Raw genomic sequence first — 24,550 nt, forward strand, 5'->3', positions numbered from 1 at the left:
TGGAGGCCGGAGCGTCCGCGCCAAATTTAAATTGGTTCACGAATCTTCCAGCGCCGCCAGGCGGGCGGCCTGGTCTTCCGCGATCAGGGCGGAGATCACCTCGTCCAGCTCGTCGCCGGCGACGATCTGGTCCAGCTTGTAGAGGGTGAGGTTGATGCGGTGGTCGGAGACCCGGCCCTGCGGATAGTTGTAGGTGCGGATGCGTTCGGAACGGTCGCCGGAACCGATCTGGCCCTTGCGCTCGGCGGCGCGTTCGGCCGCGGCGGCCTCGCGCTGCATGTCGTAGAGCTTGGCCTTGAGGAGTTCCTGGGCGCGGGCGCGGTTCTGGTGCTGGGACTTCTCGGCGCACACCACCATGATGCCGGTCGGCAGGTGCGTCATGCGCACGGCGGACTCGGTCTTGTTGACGTGCTGGCCACCGGCCCCGGAGGCACGCATCGTGTCGACGCGGACCTCGCTCATGTCGAGGTCGAAATCCACCTCTTCCGGCTTCGGCATGATCGCCACCGTGGCGGCGGAGGTGTGGATGCGGCCCTGGCTTTCCGTCGCCGGCACGCGCTGCACACGGTGCACGCCACTTTCGAATTTCAGCCGCCCGAACACGCCATTGCCGGAGACCTGGGCGATGACTTCCTTGTAGCCGCCATGCTCGCCTTCCGAGGCCGAGACCAGCTCCCAGCTCCAGCCGCGCAGCTGGGCGTAGCGCTGGTACATGGCATAGAGATCGCCGGCGAACAGCGCCGCCTCGTCGCCGCCGGTACCGGCGCGGATCTCGATCAGCGCGTCGGCGCTGTCATCCTTGTCCTTGGGCAGGAGCAGCAGCGACATCTCGTGCTCGAGCTCGGGCAGGCGCTCCTTGAGGGCGTAGTATTCCTCGCGCGCCATGTCGGCCATTTCCGCGTCGCCGCCCTCCATCATCTCGGCGAGGTCGTCGAGTTCGGCGCGCGCGGCCCTCAGCTCGCTGGCCTTCTCGGCCACCGGCTTCAGCTCGGCGTGCTCCTTGGAGAGCTTGACGATTTCATCGGGATCGCCCGCGGCGCCCAGGCGGGCTTCCACCTGTTCGAACCGGTCGATCACCTGGGAGAGTCGGGCTTCGGGTGCGTGCATGGGCGGATAGATAGCTGGAAAGGGCGAAATACGGAATGCGCGACTAGCAGATCGCCATGGATTGCGCTTTCATGCCGGCATGGGGAGAGGAAGTTTGGTCTTCGTGCATTGGGTCCTGCCGCTCGCGGTCATCGCCGCAGCCTGTGCTGCCTATGGCTATGCCCGGTGGCTGGAGGGCGACCCGGACCGGTTTGCCGGCGATTCCCGGCTCGCCGCAGCCCTTGCCTGCACCGTCGACGACATGTGGGTCCATCACGAGGAAAGCGAGCGGGTCGCTGCGATGGGCGATCTGCTGGACGAGGATGATGAACCGCCTGCCGGTCTTGTCGACGCGGCAGAAGCCGGCGACCGGGACGCCATGTACACGCTGGCCATTGCGTTCCTGTCGGGCATGGGCGACGACGATATCGGGATGGCGTGGCTGAGACGCGCCGCTGACGCCGGCCAGCCTGCCGCGCAGTTCGAGCTGGGCTCCACTTATATCTACGGATACCAGGGCACGTCTCCCGATCGCCAGACGGGGCTGGACTGGTGGCAGCGTGCCGCAAGCGGTGGCGAGGCCTACGCGCAGTACTCGCTGGCGCGGCTCACCTGGAACTCACTCGACAGCGCCCGCCGACGCGCCGCGCCGGAGCATATGCTCGACGCGGCCGGCCAGTGTTTTCCATCGGCCATGCGCTATCTGGCCCGCAACAGCGGCGCCCGCATCCCGGTCAGTCCGGAGCAGGCGCGCTGGCTGGAAAACCGGGTTGCCCAGTACGACAACCGCGGCGGCAACCTGATGGCCTGAGCCCGCCTGCGCCTGTCACATCACCGCAATCACATTGCGCACCGTCATCACGACCAGCACGATCGAGGACGCCATGAAGACGGCGAAGCGGACGGGGACGAAATTCCACAGGGCCTGGATCAGCGAGTGGAGGATGCGCAGCGCGACATAGCCCCAGGCGAGCATGATGTTCAGCTCGTCGGCAACGCCGACCAGATGGCCATAGATGCACAGCACGTAGAAGATCAGCGGCTGCTCGTGCAGGTGATTATAGTTGTCGGCAATGCGCTGCACCTCGACCGGCAGGGCGTCGAGATCGCCCTTGCGCTGGATCTTCGTCGCGTCGATCCCGGCCTTCTGCATGGCCGGCAGGCGCGTGGCATACATCCACAGCCACATCACCAGCGTCCAAGCGACGAGTGCGAGCACAGGCGTCATGATGGATTGAAACATCGGCGTCCTCCCCCGGTTGTGTTTTCGCGAGATTAGGGCGAACCGGGCCGGCCGCGCGACAGAAATCGCAAGCCGGCGCAAACGTGCCTCAAAAGTCACACCCCGCAGCGATCCAACCTCACCGTGTCGATTTCGTCTTGAACGCGAGCGCGGGCGGCGTCATAAGCCGCCTCCCGATCAACACCCGCCCGCGAACGGGCGCGCAAAAGAGAGACGATGATGAACGCAGTTCAGACCGCATATCGCCTCCCCGGTTCGGCCTTCTGGCCGGCCGTGACTGCGCGCGCGGAAGGGTCCGCGATCACCTGGTAGACTGCCCCCCAACAGTCCCGGTGACCCGCCCTCCCGAGCGTTGCTCGCGGAGGGTTTTTTCGTTCCGGCCACGGCTCTCTCTCCCCCAGCGGCCGGCCGGAACCCTGCCCGGGAGGGTGCGTGCCCCCAACACGCACCCTCCCAATTCGGGCCCAATTCCGGGGCCGGACACATCACAACGAGAAAAGAGAAAGGTCCCGCAGGTGCTGCGGGATGGACGAACCATGTCTGTGCAATTTGAAGCCATCGAGACCCGTTCCGGCACGATCAAGGCCTGGACCCGCGGCGTTCCCGTCGAGGATGCGGCCATCGAGCAATTGCGCAATGTCGCCGGCCTGCCCTTCGTGCACAGCCACGTCGCGGCCATGCCGGACGTGCATTTCGGACGCGGCGCGACGGTCGGCTCGGTGATCCCCACCAAGGGCGCGATCATTCCCGCCGCGGTCGGCGTGGATATCGGTTGCGGCATGATGGCGGTGCGCACCAGCCTGAAGGCCGCGCACCTGCCCGACAGCCTGAAGGCCACCCGCGACGCCATCGAACGCGCCGTGCCGGTGGGCAATGGCAAGGGCGGCGATCACCGGATCAATCCGGCCTCGGTGGAGACGCAGCTGAAGGCCTCCGGCCTGATGGAACGTCTGGCCGTGATCAAGGCGAAGCACCGCAAGATCGGCACCCACAAGGTGGACGGTCAGCTGGGCACGCTGGGCGGCGGCAACCACTTCATCGAACTGTGCCTCGACGAGGCCGGCGCGGTGTGGGTGATGCTGCACTCGGGATCGCGCGGCACCGGCAACATGATCGGCACCTATTTCATCGAGCGGGCCCGCGAGGAACTCGCCCGCCGGGTGCTGGACTTCCATGTGCCGGACAAGGACCTCGCCTTCTTCCTGGAGGGCGAGCCCCTGTTCGACGATTATGTCGAGGCCGTCGGCTGGGCGCAGGATTATGCCCGCGAGAACCGCGAAGCGATGATGATGCGCGTCCTCGGCGCGCTGCGCACCACGCTGGGCCGGTTCAAGACCGACAAGGCCGCGGTGAACTGCCACCACAATTATGTGGAGCAGGAACACCATTTCGGCGCCAATGTCTGGCTGACCCGGAAGGGCGCGGTCTCGGCCCGCGAAGGCGAGCTGGGGATCATCCCCGGCTCGATGGGCGCGCGCTCCTTCATCGTGCGCGGCAAGGGTGCGGCAGACAGTTTCTGCTCCTGCTCCCACGGAGCCGGGCGGACCATGTCGCGCTCGAAGGCCCGCCAAGCCTTCACCCTGGACGATCACCGCAAGGCGACGGACGGGGTGGAGTGCCGCAAGGATGCCGGCGTCATCGACGAAACGCCGATGGCCTACAAGGACATCGACGCCGTCATGGCGGCCCAGTCCGACCTGGTGGAGGTGGTCCACACGCTCAAGCAGGTGGTCTGCGTGAAGGGGTAGGGCCTTGCGGCCCTGCCCCACACCGCCCGGGAGGACATCTCATGCGCAAGGACATGTTCAAGGTGATCGTCGAGCGGCCGCGGGCCGGCTGGCGCACGCAGAAACTGGCGCGCGGCAAGCTGGACCGGGCCGGCGACCTCCTGCCGAAAAAGCAGGGCCTGCGCCGCCAGCACAAGGAGAACGGCACCCATTCCAAATGGCTGAACGAGAATCTCGCCCCGCTGCGCCGCTTCCTGGAGAAACAGGTCGGCCGGCCCTGGAACAAGGTGCATGCCGAGATCTGCGAGCATCTCGATCCCGGCCACACGGTGAAGCAGCACGTGCTGGAGCATCTCGACGACTTCGTCAGCAAGCCCTGTCTCGGCCGCGAGGGCGAATGGCTCTGGCCGGGCCGTTTCCATGTATGCCGGTACGAACCGCCGGCCGGGCGGCTATACGTCCACCCGGTCGACGGCCTCCTGAAACGCTGGAAGCTGAAGACAGGCGAAGCCCCGCGGCGCGACGGCCGGCTGCCGAAACGGCGCTAGCCTTTTGAGTGGCCGCATTTTCGAACCGCAGAACCGGTTCCCACTTCTGCTGAAAATGCCTTAGCCGACCGCCGCCTCGTCGAGCGACCAGCCACCCTTGCCGCTGAACTTGCGGATCAGCAGGTAAAGCAGAAGCCCCAGCGGTCCGAACATCAGCGACAGGAAGAGCGCCGGCAGGACGATCCAGTGGGCGATGCCGTGACGGCGGGCATCGCGGACGATCCAGGCGCCGACAAAGAGGTCGTAGACGAGGAAATGCGTCCAGCCCGTCAGCGCACCGACCGGATGTGAGAACAGCGCCATCACGCCGGCCAGCGTGCTCATCCCGGCGTCCGGATCGGCCTGTCCGAAGCCGATCGCGGCGGTCAGGAAGGCCAGATAGATGGCGCACAGGACGAGCGGGATCAGGGCCGCATGCACAAGACGCTGGGTCCAGCGCCAGCCCGGCGCAACGGCCAGCAGGATCCAGGCCGGCGCGACAATCGCATGCAGTGCCAGATAGATGTTCTCGTACATCGCCAACTCCCCCTTGCAGCAGAAGCGATCTAACACCGCTTTGCCGCCCCCGGCGAGTCAGGCTCGCGATGTCTGGCCGGGCAGCGGCGCGCCAAAGGCTTCCGGCTCGATCTCCAGCCCGTTCGCGAAATAGGCCACCGTCCGGTAGAAACCGGCCAGGGCAATGAGTTCGAGGATCTGCTCATCGCCGAAATGCGTGGTGAGCCGGTCCCAGCAGTCCTTCGGTATCCGGCTTGCCGCATGAAGCGCGTCGCACATTTCGAGCAGGACAGCTTCTTCAGCCGTCCAGTCATTCTCGTTTATCGCCGGCGCGGCGAGCGCCTCGATTTCGGCCGGCGTCAGACCGACCCGTTCGGCGAAGAAGGCGATATGCACGCCCCACTCATAGGCACAGCGATTGAGCGCGCAGGTCCTGTCGATGACCAGTTCGCGCTGGCGCAGGGTGAGCGTGCCGCGATCGAGCAGGCTGCCTGCGTTGAATTTCCGGTAGACCCGCGCGCTGCGCGCCAGCGTGGTGAAGAGGCGCAGCGGCGGAACGCCTGCGGGCATGATGCGGTCGAAAACGGCCTGAACCTCTTGTGAATAGGGCGGCTCGACAGGGGCGATACGGGACATGCTGGACCTCCAGGACGATCATTGCTACGAATTTCATAGCACACATTCACCCCAGCGCTACGAAAATGATAGCATGACCCGATCCGCACCCCTTCCCGGTCAGCCGACGCCCGCTTCACAGTCCGGCCGCCCGGTCATGGCCCTGCTCGACCTTCTGGGCCGGCGCTGGCAATTGCGCCTGCTGTGGGAGTTGCGGGACGACCGGCATCTGCGCTTCCGCGCCCTGCAGGAGGCCGCCGGGATCAGCCCCAGCGTGCTCAATACGCGCCTGGCCGAATGCATCGAGGCCGGCATCGTGGAGCTGACCGATGAGGGCTATGCCCTCACCGCCCGCGGGCGCAGCCTGCAGGACCTTCTGCTGCCGCTGAACGGCTGGGCAGAGGACTGGGCGAGCGCACTGAACACCTGCGACCCCACCCCCTAGAAAAGAGCGATCACCGGGCACCAGAAATTTCCTTTGCAACTAACTGACCGGTCAGTTATTAAATCGGTATGAGCACGAAGACACGACGCCGCCGGCCTGAAGCCCGGCCCGACGAGATCCTGGACGCCGCCCTTTCCGTCTTTGTCGAACAGGGTTTCACCGCCGCGCGCGTTGAAGACATCGCCAAACGGGCCGGCCTCTCCAAGGGCGCGGTCTATCTCTATTTCCCGTCCAAGGAAGCGATGCTGAAAGCGCTGGTCGAACAATCGGCCGGCGCCCTGGCCACGGCCGCCGAACGCCTGGTCTCGGTCGGCGCCCCGCGAGATCCGGAAGCGGCACTGCGCGGCGTCATCTTCATGATGATCACCGCGATGACCGACCCGGACATTTCCGCCGCCCCGCGCCTGGTGCTGACCGAAGCCCACCGCTTCCCCGACATCGCCGCGCACTATCGCGACCGGGTTCTGGAAACCGCGCGCCGCGCCATCGCGACCCTGGCTGCAGACGGTGTGAAGGCCGGGATATTCCGCCCCGTCGATGCCGACATGCTGATGCGCTGCATCGGCGGCCCCTGCCTCGGCCACATGATGCTGGCGAGCGCTTTCGATTTTCATCCCCAGGACCTCAAGGAGCCGGTCGATGTCGCGGACGCGCTGTCGGACCTGCTGCTCCATGGCCTCAAACCCCGCGAGGACGCGTGATGCGATTGAGCCGACACCTCCTGCTGGCCGGACTGGTGCTGGGGCTGACCGCCTGCAGCGACCAGCCGGATGACAGCCTGCACGGCTATGCCGAGGGCGATTTCACCGCCATTGCACCGGACACGCCCGGCCGCATTGTCGAGACCCTGGCCCGCGAGGGCACGCATGTCGCCGCGGGGGACACCCTGTTCTCGCTGGATGCGACGGCGGAACGGACCGCCCTCGCCGCGGCCGAAGCGCGGATCGAGGCTGCCCTGGCCCGGTTCGACGATGCCGCCGCGGGCGCACGCTCGCCGGAGATCGAGGCGGCACGGGACCAGCTCGACCAGGCCAATGCGGCTGCCCGTGAAGCAAATGACACGCTGACCCGCACACGCGAATTGTTCGAGGACAGTCATGTCAGCCAGGCCCGGCTGGACCAGGCGCTGGCGGCGGCCCGGACCGCCAATGCCCGGGTCGCGGAAATGCGCCAGCGGCTCAGCCTCGTTCAATTGCCGGCCCGCGAGAACCAGCTGCGTGCCCTGCAGGCCGAGATCGCGGCCGCGCAAGCTGAGCGCGACCGCGCCGCGGATGCCCTGGACCGCCGGACCGTGGCGGCGCCGGCCAATGCCGCCGTGCACCGCCAGATCCGTTTTGCCGGCGAACAGGCCGGCCCGGCCCAGCCCGTCTATGAGCTCCTGCCCGATGGCGCGGTCCATGCCGTGCTGTTCATTCCGGAAACCGGGATTGGCGGCCATGCCACCGGCGACCGTTTCGCGGTGGACTGCGATGGCTGCGCCGCGGGCCTCACCGCCCGCCTGGCCTCGATCGCGGACGCGGCCGAGTTTACCCCGCCCGTGATCTATTCGGACAATGAACGCGCCCGCCTGGTCTATCGCGCCGAGGCGCGCTTCGAGGGCACACCGCCGCCGCCGGGAACGCCGCTGCGCTTCAGGCCGCAACCATGAGCGACACGCTCGCCATCGATGTGAAAGGCCTGACCAAGAGTTTCGGCGAGACCCGTGTTGTCGACGATTTCGACATGCAGGTGCCCAAGGGGTCGATCTACGGCTTTCTCGGTCCGAACGGTTCCGGCAAGACGACGACGATCCGGATGATGTGCGGCCTGTTGAAACCGGACAGCGGCGGCGGCACGGCGCTGGGCCTCGACATCATCGAGGAAAGCCGGAGCATCAAGTCGCGCGTCGGCTACATGACCCAGCGCTTCTCGCTGTATGGCGATCTCACCGTGCGCGAGAACCTGACCTTCATGGCGCGGCTGCACGCGCTGAAGAACCCGAAACAGATCGTCGCCGACACGCTGGAGGAATACGATCTGGGACCGCGGGCGCACCAGCTGGCCGATACGCTGTCCGGCGGCTGGAAACAGCGCCTCGCGCTGGCGGCGGCCTCGATGCACAATCCCGGCCTCTTGCTGCTCGACGAGCCGACCGCGGGTGTCGACCCCAAGGCCCGGCGGGATTTCTGGGACCGGATCCGCGGGCTGGCCCGCAAGGGCGTCACCGTTCTGGTCTCGACCCATTACATGGATGAGGCCGTGCAGTGCGACTACATCGCCTTCATCGCCTATGGCAAGAAGCTGATCGACGCGCCCTCCGCCGACATTCCCGAACGGGTCGGCCTGGTGACCTGGCGGATCGAGGGCAAGGGGCTGCAGCCCATCTATGACGAACTCCTCAATGCCGAGGGTGTCGACCAGATCGCACGCTTCGGCTCGGCCCTGCACGTGTCCGGCCGCGATGCGGATGTGCTGGAGCGGACGGTTTGTGCCTATCGCGGGCGCGAGGGTATCAGTGTCGATCTCGCCAAGACCGGGCTGGAGGAAGCTTTCATCTGGCTGATGACCGGCTCGCAGGACAATTTCACATGAACAGTTTCAGCCGCATCCTCGCCCTGATCGGCAAGGAATTCATCCAGATGCTCCGCGACCGGCTGACCTTCGGCATGATGGTCGGCATTCCGGTGATGCAGCTTTTGCTGTTCGGCTATGCCATCAACACCGATCCGCGCCACCTGCCCACGCTCGTCGAGATGGGCGATACCGGCCCGGCCAGCCGCGCCATCCTGCAGGCGATGGAAACGTCCGACTATTTCGACCTGATCGGCATCACCTACTCGCGCGCCGACACCGATACGGCGCTGCAGACCGGCGAGGCGCTGTTCGTGGTGACCATTCCGCCGGATTTCGAGCGCGACCTGCTGCGCGGCGACCGTCCGCAGATCCTGCTCGATACCGATGCCTCGGACCCGGTCGCCGCCGGCGCCGGCACAGGCGCCTTTCCCACACTGGTGCAGGAAGCCCTCGCTCCCCTGCTCGGCGAGATGACACCGCCGGTCGAGACGGTCATTCACCGCCGCTACAATCCGGCCGGACGCACGGCGCTGAATATCGTGCCCGGCCTGCTGGGCGTCATCCTCACCATGACGATGGCGATGATGACCTCGATGGCGCTCACCCGCGAAGCCGAGCGCGGCACGCTGGAAACCCTGCTGGCCACGCCGACCCGGCCCTACGAGGTGATGGTCGGCAAGATCACGCCCTATGTCTTCGTCGGCTTCATCCAGGTCGTGATCATGCTGGCCGGCGCGCGCTTCCTGTTCGGCGTGCCCTTCCTGGGCTCGGCGCCGGCCTTCCTGGTCTGCGTATCGCTCTTTATCCTGGTGAACCTGTCGCTGGGCTTCCTCTTCTCCACCGTGGCGCGCACCCAGATGCAGGCCATGCAGATGACTTTCTTCGTCTTCCTGCCCTCGATCCTGCTGTCCGGCTTCATGTTCCCCTTTGCCGGCATGCCCGCCTGGGCACAGACGCTGGGTCAGGCCCTGCCCACGACACACTTCATCCGCGCCGTACGGGCGATCATGCTGAAAGGCGCCAGCCTGGGCGATGTCGTGCCGCAGATCTGGCCGCTGGCCGTGATCTTCACGGTCATCGCAAGCATCGCCATGCTGCGGTATCGCCGGACGTTGGATTGAGGCCGCGGGCAATGGCGAGGATCTGCCCGCTTGAAATGAGTACTCCCCAATTTGTCATCCCGGATGAATGCCCCGCAAAGGTGGGGCGGAAGTCCGGGACCCATAAACTCGCCACTCGTCGAGTTATTTGCGGCGGTGGTACAGCGCCTGCTGGTGGCCAACGACCGTGTTTATGGGTCCCGGCCCTGCACCCGGCCCGAGGCCGGGCATCCGGCCGGGATGACAACGCGCTCGGCTTGTTGTCCTCAGCGCTAGCCCTCCACCTCATCATCAAAGATCGTCTCGATCGGCCGGCCGAACAGGCGGGCGATCTTGAAGGCGAGCGGCAGGGAGGGGTCGTACTTGCCCGTCTCCAGCGCGTTGACGGTCTGGCGCGACACGTCGAGCCGGTCGGCCAGCGCCTGCTGGCTCCAGCCGTGCTCGCCGCGAAGCTCCTTGAGCCGGTTCTTCATTGCACCCGGACCTGCTGGATCATGATGGCCACACTGTGCGCCACGGCCGCGATGGGCAGCAGCATCGTCATGTTGAGCGGTTCCATCACGCCATAGATCTCCGCCACACCGAACACGGCGGCAGCCAGCAGCATGGCCAGCATCGCGACCGCCGCCGCACGGATCTGGAAGCGCGCCAGCATCTCGTCGATCGAGCGGACATAGCGGATCACTTCCCAGCCATAGACCAGGAGCGGCAGGCAGGTGAGAAGGACCAGCGGCCAGGCCTGCACCGCAGGCCAGCCATTGCGCGACGGGTCCAGCGTCTTGTCGATCGCCACCAGGAGACCGGTGAAGATCAGCATCAGGACGAGGGTGCGCCAGGAGTAGCGCTTCATTTCGGGGGTCATGCCCGGCCTCCTCTGCTTGCCGAGACGCGGCGCAAGGCCCGCGACAGCTTTTCGATAGCGACACCCGCGAAAACCGCAAGCGGCACGCCGACCATGACCGCTTCACGCGGCAGATCGCGCAGCTGGGCCAGCAGTGTTTCAAGCCCGGCGCGGATCGTCTCGGGCAGCGCCTCCGGTGCGAAGGCGATCCCCGCAAAGAGAACCACCATCAGGCCGGCGGTCAACAAGTCGTGCCCGCCCGGCTCCATGCCGTCGTCCATCTCGTTGGTGTGATCACTGTCGTACTGCATCAGTTTTCTCCATTTTGGGCGGCGGGATTGGCGGTAAGGTCGGCAAAGCTGTGAGCCTGGCCATTGGTCACGACCCACTCGACCGACCGGACATGGCCGATATCGTCGAGGGGATTGCGCGCCAGGAAGACCAGATCGGCCTCCAGCCCCGGCGCGATCCGTCCGGTCTGTTCGGCCAGCCCCAGACCGTCGGCATTCCGGCTCGTCGCCAGTTCGAGTATCTCCCAGTTGGAGAAGCCGGCGCGGACATGGAATTCCAGCTCACGCGCCAGGGCCGGGCCGCCGCCATTACCGTCAGTGCCGAGCAGCAGGGTGACACCGGCCGCATCGACGCGCCGGGCGAAGGCGTAGACCTGCTCCATCGCCGCGCGGGCGCGGCTGAAGTCTTCCGGCGTCCAGCCATAGGTGGACAGCGGCAGCATGGCGAGCATCCCGTCCCGCGACTGCGGGTGCAGATAGGCGGCTTCCTCGGGCGGGAAGAAGACGGCTGCCGGATCGGTCTCGGTCATCATGGCATTGACGGTCAGGGTGAGGTCCACCGAGACATCGTGCTCGACCAGGGTCGCCAGCATGTGCGTGATTTCCGGACCGTCGAGATCGGCGAGCTCGAACCAGCGATAGAGCGGGGTCGAGTCGCGGCCCAGCGAGGCGGTGTAGGCGTCCCGCTCGGCCTCCGGCAGAAGATCGGCACTGGTCGGCAGCGAATGGAGCAGGCCGTCAATGCCCAGCTCGGCCGCGCGGGTCCAGCTAACCTGGTCGAGATGGGCGATGGCCTGCAGCCCGTGAGCGTGGGCCGCCTCTACCCCCAGCGCCACCTCCTCTTCTGAAAGACCGTGATAAAGCTTGAAATAGGTCATGCCGGCCGCAGCCTGCCGGGCAGCTTCAGCGTCCCACTCGGCCTCGCTGGCCGGATAGGCAAACGCACTGCCGCCGAAGGGCGGCGGCTGGATCACTGCGCCGGCATGCAGGGCATCCGGCCCTGTCCAACGCCCGTCAGCGATGTTGCGGTCATAAGCGGCAGCGGCCCCCGTGCTGCCGCCGGGATTGCGCACCGTCGTGACGCCAAAGGCCAGCGCCATGCGCGCATTGTACCGTGTGACCTCGTCGATGCTGTCCATCTTGACGACGGGCGCGCCGTCCTCGACCTCCACCGTGTGGGGGCCGGCGACGAGGTGGCCGTGCGCATCGATGAAGCCCGGCAGCGCGTAGAGGCCGGACATGTCATGGCGGTTCTCGTACGCCGCTTCGGGCGCGTCGCCCTGGCCGATGGACAGGATCAGACCGTCACGCACCACGACATAGCTGTCGGCCACGACGCTTTGCGCCTCCGGATCGAGCCGGGTGAAGCCGAAATAGAGGTCGTCGCCGATGACGGGTCCCGTCAGCGCGCAGAGCGCAACGCCGAGGCCTAGCAGTGATCGCATCTTCATCTCCAAAACTGTAAAGCTTGCTTGTCATATCTGTAAAGCTAGCTTGTCGTCAAGGAAACTTGTCAAAGCCGGGCCGGGAAAAGGCGCCCGGGAATCCCCCCGGGCGCCTCGAAACCGTCGGCGATGCGTGCAGCCCTATTTGTTGGGCTGCTTGGTCACGCGCAGATAGGGCTTGATCTTGTTGTAGCCGGCGGGGAAGAGCTTGTCGGCTTCCTCATCCGAGATCGACGGCACGACGATCACGTCCTGACCGTCTTCCCAGTTCACCGGCGTGGCGACCTTGTAGCCATCGGTCAGCTGCAGGCTGTCGATGAGACGCAGAACTTCGTTGAAATTCCGGCCGGCGCTGGGCGGGTAGGTGAAGGTGGCGCGGATCTTCTTGTTCGGGTCGATGATATAGACCGAGCGCACCGTGACCTTGGGGTCGGCATTCGGGTGGATCATCGAATAGAGCTCGGACACCTTGCGCTCGGTGTCGGCGATGATCGGGAAGTTCACCGCGCAATTCTGCGTTTCCTCGATATCCTTGATCCAGCCCTTGTGATCCTCGACGCTGTCGACGGAGAGCGCGATCGCCTTGGCATTGCGCTTGGCGAACTCGTCCTTCAGCTTGGCGGTGAAGCCCAGCTCGGTCGTGCAGACGGGCGTGTAGTCGGCCGGGTGGGAGAAGAAGATCACCCAGTTATCGCCGATCCAGTCGTGGAAATTGATTGCGCCTTCACTCGTCTCGACGTCGAAATTCGGGGCGATATCACCCAACAGCAGACCCATGTCGTCCTCCTCGGTTCAATTGGCGGCAAAAACACCTTAGGACTAGGTGCGCTTCCGGCCACGCGATTGCAAGACCGCCACCGGAACGCCTACATCCGCGCCAACACCCGGACCGCACCGAGACACGATGACGACCACCCTGATCCTCATGCGCCATGCCAAGGCCGTCGACCGGCTGGAAGCGGAAGATGATTTCCAGCGCGGACTGACGGCGCGCGGACGCGAAGACAGCGCCACGGCCGCCGAGGTTCTGGCCGGACGGGGGATCCGCGTCGATCTCGCCCTCGTCTCACCGGCCTGGCGCACACGGCAGACCTATGACCAGATGCTGCCACAGATAGGCGAGCCGCAGATGGACGACCCGATGGCGCTCTATCATGCCTCCACGGAGATGCTGGAACGCGCCACCCGCCAGGTCCTCGGCACAGCCCGCACCATCCTGCTGGTCGGACACAATCCGGGCATTGGAGGCTTTGCCCACAAGCTGGCCCAGGTGAGCGGCCAGACGGCCCGCATGCCGCTGGGCTACCCCACGGCGACAGCCAGCATCTTCGTGCTCGACGACGACGATCTGGCGCGGCCTCGCCTCGACTTCGTGATCAACCCCAAGGCTTGACTTAGCACGACTCGCGTTTTGCGTGCATATCTGCTTTGATGCCTCCGGACGGTGAAACCGGAGCGCGACATGGACGGCGCACAGGGGATTGACGAAACCCGGACAGCGGCACGCCGCAAGGCCGCTGACGCGGGATCGCGCGCCCGGCCTGACACGGCGCCCAGGCAGGGCAGGACGTTCAAGCCGGACGGGGCGCCCCGGCTGTACACGCCACCGCCCATTCTCGCACGGTTGTGGACCGATGAAGCCGCGAGCGGCCTGTCGCGCCGCTGCCCGGAGCTGAGTGCCCGGAACCGGAGCTTCCCGCACCTGGTCAGCCTGCTCTGCGGTCTTGTCCTGGCCAGTATCCTGGCATCCCCGGTATTGCCCTTCTCCACATCGGCCCTGCTGCTGGCGGTGCTGGCGCCGACCTGCCTGTCGCTGGCGCTTCTGCGCATGGCCGGCGCACTGAACAGGCCCCGCCATGCACCGCGTCGCGCCCTGTCCGAGAACGCCCTGCCAAAAGCCAGCATCATCGTGGCCCTCTATCGCGAAGCTGCGGTCATTCCCCAACTCATCAAGACGCTCGCGGCCATCGACTATCCGGCCGACAAGCTGGAGGTGCGTCTGGTTCTGGAAGCGGATGACGGCGAAACGCTCGCTGCCATCGAGCGGTGCCGGCCGGACGCCCGCTTCAGTGTCATCATCGCGCCCGCCGGACACCCGCGGACCAAGCCGCGCGCGCTGAACTACGCCCTGCGCTTCTGCAGCGGCGAAATCGTTGCGGTGCACGACGCCGAGGACCGGCCGCATCCCAACCAGCTGCGCCATGCCGCCGAGAGCTTCAGCCTCGCCCCGCCGCGTCTGGTGTGCCTGCAGGCCCCGCTCAACTGGTACAATCGCGGTGAAACCTGGCTGACCCGCCAGTTTGCGATGGAGTACGCCGCCCATTTTCACGTCATGCTGCCGCTCTACCAGCGGCTCGGCTGGCCGCTGCCGCTTGGCGGAACCAGCAATTATTTTCGCGTGAAAGCCCTGCGGCGCAGCGGCGGCTGGGATGCCTGGAATGTCACCGAAGATGCCGATCTGGGCGTGCGCCTGCACCGGCTGGGCTATCGTTGCGGTCTCATCGCACCGCCAACGCTGGAAGAGGCACCGGTCGGCCTGCGCGGCTGGACGCCGCAAAGAACGCGCTGGCTGAAAGGCTACTGGCAGACGCTCGGGGTTCATTTCGGACTGGATGCGGAACGCCGGCGCCTCAGCCTGCCGCTTGTGATGACACTGGGCGGCGCGGTCCTGTCGGCGCTCATCCACGGACCGACACTCGCCGCGGCGCTGACGGCAGCTGTCGTGGAAGAAGGCGTTTCGCTGCCCGTCCTGGCCTGCCTGTCGATCCTCGGCGCGGGATATGCCGGCGGCATCATGGGCGCGATCGAAGGCATGGCCCGGGCGCGCCTGCCGGTCCGGATCGCCGATCTGGCCCTGCTGCCCGTCTACTGGTCAATCCAGTTCGTGCCTGCTGTTCGCGCTCTGGTGCAGCTCGTGCAAAACCCCTATCTCTGGGAAAAGACAGAACACGGTGTCAGCTCGCTGGCGGAAACCCCATGTACCTCTCCCTGCCCGCGACCCTCATCGCTCTTGCGATCTGTATCGCAGTCTTCTTCCTCGCCCGCTGGCGAGCCGGTCAACCTGTCAGACCGGAACGCGGCCCACGGATGATCCCCTGGACGCTGATTGCTGTCGTGATGGGCGGGCTGGCCGTGATCTTTCTGGTCCACCTCGCAGAACTTGGCGGGTTTGACATGGGACAGAGATCGCGGATCTGACGGAGCCATGCGGACGTCGTCGGGTGACCGTTTATTCGACTGGCAGGTGCTCCCTCAGGAATGCTCCACTTTCCCTCAACAGAGTCTCTCGCGACGCCTGTGTATCGAGGTAATGGCTCTCGCCGTCCAGCGTCACGAAACGTGTATCTGAGCGTCCATCCAGGGCATGCTGAAGCGCCAGCATCTGCCCGAACGGCACGGTGGTGTCCTCGCGGCCGTGCAGGGCGAGTACCGGAGCCGAAATCTCGCCGGCGCGCGCTGTGGGCGTGATGGAGGCGCGGTAGTCCCGGTCTTCGAAGCGGCTCCCCATATAGGCCTCCCAGTAACGCACAATGCCGCTATTTCCGTCTTCATCGCTCAACATGGCGAATGGCTGCGTGACACCCGCATAGCTGATCACGCAAGCCACGCCGCCCGGGTCTCTCAACGCCGTCATCAGCGCGGCATACCCGCCATAGCTGCCGCCTGCGGCGCAATACATGCCTTTGCGGGCAATGCCCTCGGACTGGAGATAGTGTACGCCGTCGATGATGTCGTCGATCATGCGCGTTCCGAAACCGCCATAACCGGCTTCGATGAACTCGGCCCCGCGTCCGGACGATCCGCGGAAGTTCGGCTGGAGCACCGCGTATCCGAGCGATGCGTAATAGGCCGCCCACCAGTCGAACTCGCCGCCGTCATACGCCTGGGGGCCACCATGCGGCATGACAACAAGCGGGTAATCACCGGCCAGCGTCTCCGCACCGGGGGGCAGGCTGAGCCAGGCTTCGATCTCCAGGCCGTCCGACGCCGTATAGCGGATACGATTGCGCGATGCGACACTCGCTCCTTCGGCGATTGTCATTTCCGTTTCCAACAATCCCAATCCACCCGTTGTCATGTCCAGCAGATAGTAGTTCGCTGGCATGCCCACATCGCGCGCCTCAACAACAAGCTTGCTGCGCGCCCGATTCCAGGAGGAAAGGGTGATGGACTGCTCCGTCAGTATGGACTGCAACTCGAGCTGCAGTCCGGCGAGCTGCTCGTCCAGAAACATCTGCCGCGGCAGGTCGTCCCGATAGGCAAAGCCGACCACGGCACCGTCCAGACGGTCGACGATCGGGCTTGCCAACTCCATCGGCACCTCGCCCATCACGATGCGGGAAACCTCGCCCGTCGCGATGTCGAGCTTTTGAAGACCACGTTCGGGCAAGGAAATTGCCACAGAGGCGCCGTCATCCATGAAGCCGTGTATCCTGGGAAGTCTTATCGGGAAATCGCCCGAAAAGATCTCGGGCCGCCCCCGCACGACACGATGGATAGCGTAGCGCCCTGTGTCATCGTCATGCCGGACTTCCAGAACGGGTTCGCCGTGAGCGTCCAGAATAAAGTCGAGAACCGACCCCTCGGAGGTCTCGAGCGTCCCCTCGAACCCGCCATTCTCGAGCGACACTTCATAGACCACGGTCTCCGTGGTCCGGCGATCCCCGAAGCGTGACCCTGCACGGGCCCTCTGATCGACCCGCAGCGTCAGCTCCATAGCCACCCGGTCCTCGCGATCGATCATGGACGAGGTGACTTCGTCGAGCCGCGTCACACTCGCATAATCGCCGAGCAGAACGGCGGTCGTGCCACTCTCGAGGCTGTATGAGATCGCACGCCGTGTCGTGAAGGCACGGAGCCCGGCCGTGTTGGTGTTGAGCGTCTGGAAAGAGTCGACCCAGTAGACGAGATGACCGTTGCCAGGCCAGAAAAAGTCCACGATACGGCCACCTTCCGGTGCCGGAATCAGCCGCGTGGGCTCATCGCCTTCCAGGTCGTACAGACAGATCTCGCGAGCGCCACGCGGACTGCAGCCCGTCGCCAGATGAGCACCGTCCGGTGATAGTCCCGATGCCCAGATGCGCGGCAGTGCAGCGTAGTTTTCCAGTTGATCCTGTGCTTGCGCACTCGCGAACGACATTGCCGCGGCAGCAATGCCAGCCAGAATTCCCCGCATGTATCCCCCCGGTAGAAAAACGGGGGCAGCCTACGACATTCAACTGCAAATTCAACGATGAAGGACAACAATTCCGGATGGTGACGGGAGAAAATCCAGTGGAGCGGGTGAAGGGAATCGAACCCTCGTCGTAAGCTTGGGAAGCTTCTGCTCTACCATTGAGCTACACCCGCCCGGGCGCTGGATATCCGCATGGATACAGCGAAATTTCCGGTGTGCGCAAGTGTCCAGGAACGGTGCTTGGCAGCCTTCAGTCCCAGAAGCTGGGCAGGCACACAACGAGGAAGGTCAGCACTTCCAGGCGACCCAGCACCATCTCGGCGGAGAGCAGCCATTTTGCCGTATCGGGCAGCGTGGAAAAGTTGCCCGCAGGCCCGATGATATCGCCCAGTCCGGGGCCGACATTGGTGATCGCGGTGGCGCTGCCGGACAGGGCCGTCATGAAGTCCAGCCCTGTCATGGCCAGTCCCAAGGCGAAGAGCAGGAAGGTCGCCAGGAAGACGACCACCATCACCAGCACGCCGATCCACGCATCCTCTTCCAGGCGCCGCCCGTCAAACGTGCGTGCCACCACCCGTGATGGCATGACGGTCAGCATGAGGTGACGCCGCACGACCTGGAACAGCACCAGGATGCGATAGGTCTTCACCCCGCCGCTGGTCGATCCGGTACAGCCGCCCAGGAAGGTGAGCGCAAAGAAGGTCGCGATCGTCGCGCTTCCCCAGGCGGTATAGTCGGTGCTGGCAAACCCGGTCGTGGTGACGACGGACACGACATTGAAGGCGGCATAGATGATCGACTGGCCCAGCCCGTCCTCGGACTGGGTGGCGTGCCACAGGCCGAGGACCAGCGAGACGGCGGCGAGCAGCACCAGCAGCGAGCGCACCTGCGGGTCGCGCAGGAAGATGGTGCGCTGGCCGTCGAGGAATTTCATGTAGGCCACAAAGGGGATCGCGCCGGCGATCATGAAGACGATGGCGATGGCGTGCAGCGCGCGCGGCTCGAAGAAGGCGAAGCTGGCGTCGTGGGTCGAGAAGCCGCCGGTGGAGAGCGTCGTCATCGCGTGATTGATCGCGTCGAAACCGGTCATCCCGAAGACGGCGTACAGCGCCGCACAGCCGGCTGTCATGCACAGGTAAATCACCAGGATCCGCACCACGAAGACATGGGCGCGCGCCTCGAATTTCTCGGAGTGGTCGGAGCTTTCCGCCTTGAACAACTGCATGCCGCCGACCCGCATGAAGGGCAGCAGCGCCACCGCCGTCACGATGATCCCGACACCGCCGATCCATTGCAGGAAGGAGCGCCAGAGCAGAAGGCTGGCCGGCCATGCGTCCAGCCCCTGCACCACGGTCGAGCCGGTCGTTGTCAGGCCCGACGCGGCCTCGAAGATCGCATCGGTCCAGCTCAGCCCTGCAAACACGAAAGGAATGGCGGCGAAGACCGGCAGGATTGTCCAGCTGCCGGCCGTCACGATGAAGGCCTGGCGATGGTCCAGCTCCAGATCGGCGTCGCTGCGTGTCGCGGCGAACAGGACGATACCGGTTCCCATCGCGGCCAGCATCGGCACGGCGAACATGGTGGGATGTGCGTCGGGCGCTGCCCATTCGACCAGGAGCGGGATGACCATCGTCGCCCCCAACCCCAGGACCAGAAGCGAGAGGATGTAGACGACGGGATTGACCTGTCCCGGAACGCTCGCATTCCGGCGGCCGGCCTGCGAGCCCGTTGAAGACCGGTTGTTCATGCCGGCAAACTACTCCCAAGGCATTCCGGCCTGCCACCTCAAAATTCAGCACGCCCGCGGACAGACGGCGGGACGAAGTGCCGCTATCGTCATTCGCCCGCCGATCCGCTACCAACCGGCCGGTGCAACGGCAGACACAGCCAGGCGGGAGAAACGGTCTTGGTCCAGCGCCTCTACATGATCCGCGTGCGCGGCCTGATGCGCAGCCAGCTCTGGGCGCAGATCCTTGTGGCCATGCTGCTGGCGATCGGCACCGGTCTCCTGCTCTCGCCGGACCTCGGCTCGCCGCTCGCCGTGCCAGGCGACACCGTTGCCGTCGTCGGCGAATGGCTGCGCCTACCGGGCCAGATCTTTCTCAACCTGATCCAGATGGTGGTGATCGGCCTGGTCGCGACCTCGATCGTTCTGGGCATCACCTCCAGCGGCGACGCCAACATGCTGGCGCGCGTCGCCGGGCGTATCGCCCCCTATTTCCTGATGACGACCACGATCGCAGTGCTGATCGGTTATGCCATCGCGACCCTGGTGCAGCCCGGCAGTTTCATCAGCCTGAGCGATGTCGCACCGGCCGCCGGACCGTCCGGGGATGTCGACCTGGCCGCGACGCCGGCCCCTACCCTGGCCGGCTCAATTGCCGACATCATCCCCGCCAGCCTCGCCGAGGCAATGCTGAACGCCAACATGTTCCAGATCGTGGTCGCCAGCCTGATCGGCGGCACCGCCCTTGCCTCGCTCGGCATCGGCCGCGCCGCGCCGCTGATCCAGATCATCCAGCTGGTGCAGGACGCCTCGCTGACCATTGTCGGCTGGGCCATGCGGCTGGCACCGTTTGCGGTGTTCGGCCTCATCTCGGACTTCGTGATGCGGATCGGCATTTCCGCCCTTCTGGGCATGTCGGTCTACATACTCTGCGTGGTCGGCGGACTGCTGGTGCTGCTGGGTGTTTATCTGCTGATCGTTGCGGTTCTGGGCCACCGCTCGCCGCTGGCCTTTGCCGGCACGGTTGCAAGCGCCCAGCTCCTGGCCTTCTCGACCTCCAGCTCGGCTGCCACCATGCCGCTCTCGCTGAAAACCGCGGAACAAGGACTGAAAGTCCATCCCGCCGTCGCCCGCTTCGTCATCCCCCTGGGCGCGACGGTGAATATGGACGGAACCGCGCTCTACCAAGTGATCGCCGCGCTCTTCATCGCCCAGATCTACCAGGTCGAACTCAGCGCGCCGGGTTTCGTCATGCTGGTGGTGACGGTGGTCGGGGCCTCAATCGGCAGCCCCTCGACACCGGGCGTCGGCATCATCATCCTGGCCGGCATCCTGCACTCGCTGGGCATTCCGGCTTCCGGCGTCGCCATCCTGCTGGGCGTCGACCGCATCCTCGACATGTGCCGCACGGCGATCAACGTCACCGGCGATCTCGTCGCCTGCGTCGTCATGGACCGCTGGCTGGCCGGCGCCCTCGAAAGCGGGACCAAGTCAGCCGAATCCGCGCCGCCAGCCTCTCCGGTCCCATAAAAAGGGACCGGCCGCGTAGCGGTCCGGCCCCTCAAATAGCACAATAAAGCTGCGTCAGTCCGGCGGATTGTGCTCAAGCAGGAAACGCTCGAGCGCCGTGAATAATTCCACACGGTTCTGCACGGTCATCCGATAGCTCTGGTGCGGCCCGTCCTCGATCCGTACGAACTCATACGGCTTGCCTGCCGCCGACATGGCTTCAGCCATCAGCTCCGCCTGCTCCACGGGAACAATCAGATCGTCCGTACCGTGGATCAGCATGATCGGCGCCCGAATGGCATCAACATGGTTGATTGGCGAGACGGCTTCGACCTCATCGCGATTCTGGATGTAGTTGCCGATATATTCAGCCCAGTACACCTCGGCACCACCGCCAAGCCGGCCTTCGGAGTACTCCATCATCTGAAGGATGTCGGAGACTGGCGCACCGGCAATGACACAACGGTACAGCTCAGGCGTCAGCGTTGCGCCAGCAAGCGCAGCATAGCCGCCGTAGCTCCAGCCAAAGATACAGGTGCGATCCGGATCGATAGTTCCTTGGTCCGCCAAATAGGCCACGGCGTCGGAAACATCGTGCTGCATGGCCTGACCCCATTGACCATGTCCCATCTCGACAAAGTCGTTGCCGAAGCCGTCGGAGCCGCGAAACTGCGGCTGAAACACCGCATAACCGCGCGAAGCGAGGAACTGACGCCAGCTGTCATAGTCTGAATAGTCTCGCGCTTGCGGCCCGCCATGAGGCAAGATCACGAATGGAAGATCGTGTGCCTCCCGACCGATTGGCAGGGTCAGATACCCAAACAGGTCGACACCATCACGTCCCTGGTAGTGTACGATTTCGACAGGGGCCATGGCGGCATCAGGTACGTTCGGATACTCGCGCGCCAGAAGGCTCAGCGCGTTTGAAGACCTGTCGAGAAGATAGTACGCCCCCGGGGTGCTGCCACCGGATACGTAGATGACGACCCGGCGCATTTCGAGATCCCAATCAGTGATGTTGACGTTCGACCTCGGGAACAGTTCATCAAGCTGGGACTGAAGACCCTGGAAGACCGGATCAAAATAGACGGTCTTTTCCCGCTCTTCATCCCAACGCACGCCAATAATGGAATTCGTTCGCCAATCCCGCAAGAAAGAGGAGACATCAGCAAGGTCGGACGAGACGATCGGGCCTTCGATTTGACGCGTTTCGAAGTCGAAACGGTAGGCGGCCAACCGGTCTCCCGCCTCACCTCGCGATGCGAAGTATCCGTAACGTCCCGTCGCATCAAGCCCCGCCATACCCGTCATAATGCCGGTCCAACGAACGGACTGGCGAACGCGGAATCTGAAGTCTTCACGTTCCAACCGCTCTGAATAGACGAGCTCCCAACCGTCCGAGTTGTATCGTGACCAGAGCTCGAACTCGGCATCATCCCGACGATAGCGCGCTCGGGGCTCAAGATCAGCATTGAGCAAGTAGTTGAACCCGTCAGCTCCCACAAATATCCGGTCGCGTGACCGCTCACGGTCAACACTTTGGCCAAAAAGGCCGAGTTCAGCTGACACATCATTTCCCAGCGCACGTGACCCGCGCCGGTCGCTGACCACAGGCATCCAGACGAGGAAATGGTCGTCGTCCGCCGGATTGATATTGGCAATACTGGCGTAGATGCTGAGCTCCCAGCTGTCAGAGCCGTCTGCATCGACAATCAAGCGGCGAAAAACATCCGCTCGCTGGTTGATCGCACCGACACTGCGCCGGTCCGAATAGGTCGCCACAAGGTGATCGTTCGACACCCAGCCGACTTCCACGATAACCTGATCGTCCCCGGCATCGATAACGTTCGAACCGGACCCATCGATGTTGAAAACGACAACAACGCGCTCTTCCCGGCTTTCCCCGGAGATAAAAGCGATCCGTTCTCCATCAGGCGAGATTGAGACCGACGACATATTCGACAGTGCCGCATAGTCATCGATGCTCGGTGCCTGCTCTTGCGCTTCGGCCCCCGCATTCAGGCAGAGCAGCGCCATTGCCCCCACAATCAAGTCTCGCATATCCCCTCCGAGCCTTTCGATTTTCACGAAGTCTCAGGATCGCGCACCTGCATCCCGGACTCAAGCTCCCAGCCGCACAGAAAAGACGTGAAAGACTTCAGACGAAGAATTTCGAGAGTTTCAGTCCCTGGGCCTGATAGTTTGAGGCCGCGCGGCCATAGGGGATTTCGGGCGCTTCGCGCATCGGCTCGTAGACCAGCCGGGCGATCGGCTGGCCGTGTTCGAGAATGAAGGGCACGTCGCGGCCGCGCACTTCCAGCACTGCGCGCGAGCCTGTCCCGCCCGCCTCGGCGATGCCGAAGCCGGGATCGAAGAAGCCGGCATAGTGAGCGCGGAACTCGCCGATCTCGGTGGCGATGGGGGCCATTTCCGCAGCTTCCTCCGCGCCGATCGACACGGCCTCGCGCGACGCCAGGATGTAGAACTCGCCCGGATCCAGGATTAGGCGGCGGTCCGGCGCGTACATCGGCTCCCAGAACCGCGTGCGCTCATGCCCGCCGATCTTCGCCAGATCGACCAGCCCGGCATGGCGGCGCGCGCGATAGCCCACAATCCCGTCCTCGAAACCGGCCAGGTCGACGCTGACCGTCACATCGCGCAGCGGCACATGTGCGCCTTCGCGGAAGCGGATCTGGCTGAGCCGGTCGCCTGTGCGGGCAAGGATGGAAAAGGTGCAGGGGCAGATCTCCGCATAGAGCGGTCCGTCATAATCCGCCGGCGCCTGGTCGAAAGCGACGCCATGATCGGTGATCACACGGGTGAAGACATCGATCCGGCCGGTCGAGCTTTTCGGATTCATCGCGGCGCTGAGCCCCGGCGGCAGTTTCAGCCGCTCCTGCAGGGGCGCGAGATAGACACAGCCTGTCTCCAGCACCGCTCCATTGGTCAGATCGACCGTGTGCATGACAACGTCTTCGTTGAGCCGGTCCGACACGGTCCGGCCCGGCCCGGGCAGAAAGCTCGCCCGCAGGCGCCAGGCATGGCTGCCCAGTCTGAGATCGATACTGGCGGGCTGGATCTGGCCCTCTGCCGCAGGCGTGTCAGCGGAAATCACGCCGGTGTCGAACAGGGTTTTCAGCCGGTGGTCGGGCAGGATTCCGGAGGCAGTCATGATCGTCCGTGCGGTTGCCGAGCGGGGACGACCACATGTCCCCCATCTGCCGCGCCCTGTCCAGACGCGCTGACCGTGGGGGTTGAGCCGGAACCGCGCGAAGAGGATTATGCGCGCCGGAGCGCGCCTCAAGGCTGCGCAGTGAGGGCGGAAGCGCAGCATGTACGAGCACGAGAGCAGCGGCGTGAAGATCAGCGTGATGCCGGACTATCTGGAGGACGAATCCGATCCGGATGAGGGCCGCTATGTCTGGGCCTACACGATCGAGATCGAGAATACCGGTCATGAGGCCGTGCAGCTGCTCGCCCGCAAATGGGTGATCACCGACTCGATGGGCCGCACCGAGCATGTGCAGGGCGAAGGCGTTGTCGGCGAGCAGCCGGTCATCGAGCCGGGTGAATGCTTCCGCTACACGTCCGGCGCACCGCTGGGCACGCCGTCGGGCTTCATGCAGGGCAGTTATGAAATGCGCCGCCGCAATGGCGAGAGTTTCGCGGCGATCATCCCCGGCTTCTCGCTCGACCGGCCGACCGACCGGGTCCAGCTGCACTGATGCGGCAGTACCGGCCGGTTTCCTGG

General features: G+C 64.9%; 25 protein-coding genes and 1 tRNA gene. 12 read left to right on the top strand and 14 right to left on the bottom strand.

What is annotated here, in order from left to right; translation table 11 throughout:
- Positions 1-36 precede the first annotated feature (36 nt).
- On the bottom strand, positions 37-1,107 hold the full coding sequence (gene prfA / locus ABJO18_RS09485; protein WP_348507064.1) for a peptide chain release factor 1: 1,071 nt from the start codon (positions 1,105-1,107) through the stop codon (positions 37-39).
- 103 nt (positions 1,108-1,210) lie between these two features.
- Between prfA and ABJO18_RS09490 the strand changes: the two genes are divergently transcribed.
- On the top strand, positions 1,211-1,897 hold the full coding sequence (locus ABJO18_RS09490; protein WP_348507074.1) for a hypothetical protein: 687 nt from the start codon (positions 1,211-1,213) through the stop codon (positions 1,895-1,897).
- A gap of 15 nt (positions 1,898-1,912) precedes the next feature.
- Here ABJO18_RS09490 and ABJO18_RS09495 read toward each other — a convergent pair whose 3' ends face one another.
- Positions 1,913-2,329: an MAPEG family protein gene (locus ABJO18_RS09495; RefSeq protein ID WP_348507063.1), complete on the bottom strand. Its 417-nt coding sequence runs from the start codon at positions 2,327-2,329 to the stop codon at positions 1,913-1,915.
- A 536-nt stretch (positions 2,330-2,865) separates the two neighbouring features.
- On the opposite strand from ABJO18_RS09495, the gene ABJO18_RS09500 reads away from it, so the two are divergent.
- Positions 2,866-4,077 carry an RtcB family protein gene (locus ABJO18_RS09500; protein WP_348507062.1) on the top strand — a complete coding sequence of 404 codons (1,212 nt, stop codon included), beginning with the start codon at positions 2,866-2,868 and terminating at the stop codon, positions 4,075-4,077.
- A gap of 41 nt (positions 4,078-4,118) precedes the next feature.
- On the top strand, positions 4,119-4,604 hold the full coding sequence (locus tag ABJO18_RS09505; RefSeq protein ID WP_348507061.1) for a hypothetical protein: 486 nt from the start codon (positions 4,119-4,121) through the stop codon (positions 4,602-4,604).
- 60 nt (positions 4,605-4,664) lie between these two features.
- Here ABJO18_RS09505 and ABJO18_RS09510 read toward each other — a convergent pair whose 3' ends face one another.
- The gene (locus ABJO18_RS09510; RefSeq protein ID WP_348507060.1) at positions 4,665-5,120 is read right to left on the bottom strand and encodes an ABA4-like family protein; all 456 of its coding nucleotides are present in this window, start codon (positions 5,118-5,120) and stop codon (positions 4,665-4,667) included.
- Positions 5,121-5,177: 57 nt separating this feature from the next.
- On the bottom strand, positions 5,178-5,735 hold the full coding sequence (locus tag ABJO18_RS09515; protein ID WP_348507059.1) for a carboxymuconolactone decarboxylase family protein: 558 nt from the start codon (positions 5,733-5,735) through the stop codon (positions 5,178-5,180).
- Between the two features lie 73 nt (positions 5,736-5,808).
- Here ABJO18_RS09515 and ABJO18_RS09520 point away from each other — a divergent pair, with 73 nt between their 5' ends.
- The 5 genes from ABJO18_RS09520 to ABJO18_RS09540 all read left to right on the top strand — a co-directional run bounded on the left by ABJO18_RS09520 (position 5,809) and on the right by ABJO18_RS09540 (position 9,833).
- The gene (locus tag ABJO18_RS09520; protein ID WP_348507058.1) at positions 5,809-6,159 is read left to right on the top strand and encodes a helix-turn-helix domain-containing protein; all 351 of its coding nucleotides are present in this window, start codon (positions 5,809-5,811) and stop codon (positions 6,157-6,159) included.
- Positions 6,160-6,227: 68 nt separating this feature from the next.
- The gene (locus ABJO18_RS09525) at positions 6,228-6,860 is read left to right on the top strand and encodes a TetR/AcrR family transcriptional regulator (protein ID WP_348507057.1); all 633 of its coding nucleotides are present in this window, start codon (positions 6,228-6,230) and stop codon (positions 6,858-6,860) included.
- Entirely contained in the window at positions 6,860-7,807 is a 948-nt protein-coding gene (locus tag ABJO18_RS09530) for an HlyD family efflux transporter periplasmic adaptor subunit (protein WP_348507056.1), read from the top strand. Before ABJO18_RS09525 ends, ABJO18_RS09530 begins: the two co-directional genes overlap by 1 nt.
- Complete coding sequence (locus tag ABJO18_RS09535; protein WP_348507055.1) at positions 7,804-8,730, top strand: ABC transporter ATP-binding protein; 927 nt, start codon at positions 7,804-7,806, stop codon at positions 8,728-8,730. Before ABJO18_RS09530 ends, ABJO18_RS09535 begins: the two co-directional genes overlap by 4 nt.
- Positions 8,727-9,833, top strand: a complete 1,107-nt coding sequence (locus ABJO18_RS09540; protein ID WP_348507054.1) for an ABC transporter permease — start codon at positions 8,727-8,729, stop codon at positions 9,831-9,833. Before ABJO18_RS09535 ends, ABJO18_RS09540 begins: the two co-directional genes overlap by 4 nt.
- Positions 9,834-10,084: 251 nt before the next feature.
- Here ABJO18_RS09540 and ABJO18_RS09545 read toward each other — a convergent pair whose 3' ends face one another.
- From ABJO18_RS09545 to ABJO18_RS09565, 5 genes are all read right to left on the bottom strand, one after another.
- On the bottom strand, positions 10,085-10,285 hold the full coding sequence (locus tag ABJO18_RS09545) for a helix-turn-helix transcriptional regulator (protein WP_348507053.1): 201 nt from the start codon (positions 10,283-10,285) through the stop codon (positions 10,085-10,087).
- Positions 10,282-10,674: a hypothetical protein gene (locus ABJO18_RS09550; RefSeq protein ID WP_348507052.1), complete on the bottom strand. Its 393-nt coding sequence runs from the start codon at positions 10,672-10,674 to the stop codon at positions 10,282-10,284. The genes ABJO18_RS09545 and ABJO18_RS09550 overlap by 4 nt, the downstream gene beginning before the upstream one ends.
- Entirely contained in the window at positions 10,671-10,964 is a 294-nt protein-coding gene (locus ABJO18_RS09555) for a hypothetical protein (RefSeq protein WP_348507051.1), read from the bottom strand. The genes ABJO18_RS09550 and ABJO18_RS09555 overlap by 4 nt, the downstream gene beginning before the upstream one ends.
- A complete protein-coding gene (locus ABJO18_RS09560) occupies positions 10,964-12,388 on the bottom strand; it encodes an amidohydrolase family protein (RefSeq protein ID WP_348507050.1) in 1,425 nt (474 codons plus the stop codon). Before ABJO18_RS09560 ends, ABJO18_RS09555 begins: the two co-directional genes overlap by 1 nt.
- A 141-nt stretch (positions 12,389-12,529) precedes the next feature.
- Positions 12,530-13,165, bottom strand: coding sequence for a peroxiredoxin (locus tag ABJO18_RS09565; protein WP_348507049.1), 636 nt, complete (start codon positions 13,163-13,165; stop codon positions 12,530-12,532).
- A gap of 127 nt (positions 13,166-13,292) precedes the next feature.
- Between ABJO18_RS09565 and ABJO18_RS09570 the strand changes: the two genes are divergently transcribed.
- Both ABJO18_RS09570 and ABJO18_RS09575 read left to right on the top strand, forming a co-directional pair.
- Positions 13,293-13,781, top strand: coding sequence for a histidine phosphatase family protein (locus ABJO18_RS09570; protein WP_348507048.1), 489 nt, complete (start codon positions 13,293-13,295; stop codon positions 13,779-13,781).
- Positions 13,782-13,850: 69 nt separating this feature from the next.
- The gene (locus ABJO18_RS09575; RefSeq protein WP_348507047.1) at positions 13,851-15,479 is read left to right on the top strand and encodes a glycosyltransferase; all 1,629 of its coding nucleotides are present in this window, start codon (positions 13,851-13,853) and stop codon (positions 15,477-15,479) included.
- Positions 15,480-15,617: 138 nt separating this feature from the next.
- On the opposite strand, the gene ABJO18_RS09580 is transcribed toward ABJO18_RS09575, so the two are convergent.
- The 3 genes from ABJO18_RS09580 to ABJO18_RS09590 form a co-directional block, all read right to left on the bottom strand.
- On the bottom strand, positions 15,618-17,564 hold the full coding sequence (locus ABJO18_RS09580; RefSeq protein WP_348507046.1) for a prolyl oligopeptidase family serine peptidase: 1,947 nt from the start codon (positions 17,562-17,564) through the stop codon (positions 15,618-15,620).
- A gap of 99 nt (positions 17,565-17,663) precedes the next feature.
- Positions 17,664-17,737: transfer RNA gene (locus ABJO18_RS09585), tRNA-Gly, on the bottom strand.
- Positions 17,738-17,814: 77 nt separating this feature from the next.
- A complete protein-coding gene (locus tag ABJO18_RS09590) occupies positions 17,815-19,311 on the bottom strand; it encodes a TrkH family potassium uptake protein (RefSeq protein WP_348507045.1) in 1,497 nt (498 codons plus the stop codon).
- A gap of 159 nt (positions 19,312-19,470) precedes the next feature.
- Between ABJO18_RS09590 and ABJO18_RS09595 the strand changes: the two genes are divergently transcribed.
- A complete protein-coding gene (locus tag ABJO18_RS09595) occupies positions 19,471-20,820 on the top strand; it encodes a dicarboxylate/amino acid:cation symporter (protein WP_348507044.1) in 1,350 nt (449 codons plus the stop codon).
- Between the two features lie 54 nt (positions 20,821-20,874).
- On the opposite strand, the gene ABJO18_RS09600 is transcribed toward ABJO18_RS09595, so the two are convergent.
- Positions 20,875-22,860 carry a S9 family peptidase gene (locus ABJO18_RS09600; protein ID WP_348515857.1) on the bottom strand — a complete coding sequence of 662 codons (1,986 nt, stop codon included), beginning with the start codon at positions 22,858-22,860 and terminating at the stop codon, positions 20,875-20,877.
- A gap of 97 nt (positions 22,861-22,957) precedes the next feature.
- Positions 22,958-23,971 carry a 2'-deoxycytidine 5'-triphosphate deaminase gene (locus tag ABJO18_RS09605; RefSeq protein ID WP_348507042.1) on the bottom strand — a complete coding sequence of 338 codons (1,014 nt, stop codon included), beginning with the start codon at positions 23,969-23,971 and terminating at the stop codon, positions 22,958-22,960.
- Positions 23,972-24,131: 160 nt separating this feature from the next.
- Between ABJO18_RS09605 and apaG the strand changes: the two genes are divergently transcribed.
- On the top strand, positions 24,132-24,524 hold the full coding sequence (gene apaG / locus ABJO18_RS09610) for a Co2+/Mg2+ efflux protein ApaG (protein ID WP_291883331.1): 393 nt from the start codon (positions 24,132-24,134) through the stop codon (positions 24,522-24,524).
- Positions 24,525-24,550: the final 26 nt, after the last annotated feature.

Origin of the sequence: Maricaulis sp., assembly GCF_039978735.1 — a bacterium.
GTDB lineage: Bacteria > Pseudomonadota > Alphaproteobacteria > Caulobacterales > Maricaulaceae > Maricaulis.

What these genes read in the sequence shown, in the direction of transcription:
- prfA (WP_348507064.1), bottom strand. Translation starts at nt 1,107, where the DNA reads ATGCACGCACCCGAAGCCCGACTCTCCCAGGTGATCGACCGGTTCGAA.
- ABJO18_RS09495 (WP_348507063.1), bottom strand. Translation starts at nt 2,329, where the DNA reads ATGTTTCAATCCATCATGACGCCTGTGCTCGCACTCGTCGCTTGGACG.
- ABJO18_RS09500 (WP_348507062.1), top strand. Translation starts at nt 2,866, where the DNA reads ATGTCTGTGCAATTTGAAGCCATCGAGACCCGTTCCGGCACGATCAAG.
- ABJO18_RS09505 (WP_348507061.1), top strand. Translation starts at nt 4,119, where the DNA reads ATGCGCAAGGACATGTTCAAGGTGATCGTCGAGCGGCCGCGGGCCGGC.
- ABJO18_RS09510 (WP_348507060.1), bottom strand. Translation starts at nt 5,120, where the DNA reads ATGTACGAGAACATCTATCTGGCACTGCATGCGATTGTCGCGCCGGCC.
- ABJO18_RS09515 (WP_348507059.1), bottom strand. Translation starts at nt 5,735, where the DNA reads ATGTCCCGTATCGCCCCTGTCGAGCCGCCCTATTCACAAGAGGTTCAG.
- ABJO18_RS09520 (WP_348507058.1), top strand. Translation starts at nt 5,809, where the DNA reads ATGACCCGATCCGCACCCCTTCCCGGTCAGCCGACGCCCGCTTCACAG.
- ABJO18_RS09525 (WP_348507057.1), top strand. Translation starts at nt 6,228, where the DNA reads ATGAGCACGAAGACACGACGCCGCCGGCCTGAAGCCCGGCCCGACGAG.
- ABJO18_RS09530 (WP_348507056.1), top strand. Translation starts at nt 6,860, where the DNA reads ATGCGATTGAGCCGACACCTCCTGCTGGCCGGACTGGTGCTGGGGCTG.
- ABJO18_RS09535 (WP_348507055.1), top strand. Translation starts at nt 7,804, where the DNA reads ATGAGCGACACGCTCGCCATCGATGTGAAAGGCCTGACCAAGAGTTTC.
- ABJO18_RS09540 (WP_348507054.1), top strand. Translation starts at nt 8,727, where the DNA reads ATGAACAGTTTCAGCCGCATCCTCGCCCTGATCGGCAAGGAATTCATC.
- ABJO18_RS09545 (WP_348507053.1), bottom strand. Translation starts at nt 10,285, where the DNA reads ATGAAGAACCGGCTCAAGGAGCTTCGCGGCGAGCACGGCTGGAGCCAG.
- ABJO18_RS09550 (WP_348507052.1), bottom strand. Translation starts at nt 10,674, where the DNA reads ATGACCCCCGAAATGAAGCGCTACTCCTGGCGCACCCTCGTCCTGATG.
- ABJO18_RS09555 (WP_348507051.1), bottom strand. Translation starts at nt 10,964, where the DNA reads ATGCAGTACGACAGTGATCACACCAACGAGATGGACGACGGCATGGAG.
- ABJO18_RS09560 (WP_348507050.1), bottom strand. Translation starts at nt 12,388, where the DNA reads ATGCGATCACTGCTAGGCCTCGGCGTTGCGCTCTGCGCGCTGACGGGA.
- ABJO18_RS09565 (WP_348507049.1), bottom strand. Translation starts at nt 13,165, where the DNA reads ATGGGTCTGCTGTTGGGTGATATCGCCCCGAATTTCGACGTCGAGACG.
- ABJO18_RS09570 (WP_348507048.1), top strand. Translation starts at nt 13,293, where the DNA reads ATGACGACCACCCTGATCCTCATGCGCCATGCCAAGGCCGTCGACCGG.
- ABJO18_RS09575 (WP_348507047.1), top strand. Translation starts at nt 13,851, where the DNA reads ATGGACGGCGCACAGGGGATTGACGAAACCCGGACAGCGGCACGCCGC.
- ABJO18_RS09580 (WP_348507046.1), bottom strand. Translation starts at nt 17,564, where the DNA reads ATGCGGGGAATTCTGGCTGGCATTGCTGCCGCGGCAATGTCGTTCGCG.
- ABJO18_RS09590 (WP_348507045.1), bottom strand. Translation starts at nt 19,311, where the DNA reads ATGAACAACCGGTCTTCAACGGGCTCGCAGGCCGGCCGCCGGAATGCG.
- ABJO18_RS09600 (WP_348515857.1), bottom strand. Translation starts at nt 22,860, where the DNA reads ATGCGAGACTTGATTGTGGGGGCAATGGCGCTGCTCTGCCTGAATGCG.
- ABJO18_RS09605 (WP_348507042.1), bottom strand. Translation starts at nt 23,971, where the DNA reads ATGACTGCCTCCGGAATCCTGCCCGACCACCGGCTGAAAACCCTGTTC.
- apaG (WP_291883331.1), top strand. Translation starts at nt 24,132, where the DNA reads ATGTACGAGCACGAGAGCAGCGGCGTGAAGATCAGCGTGATGCCGGAC.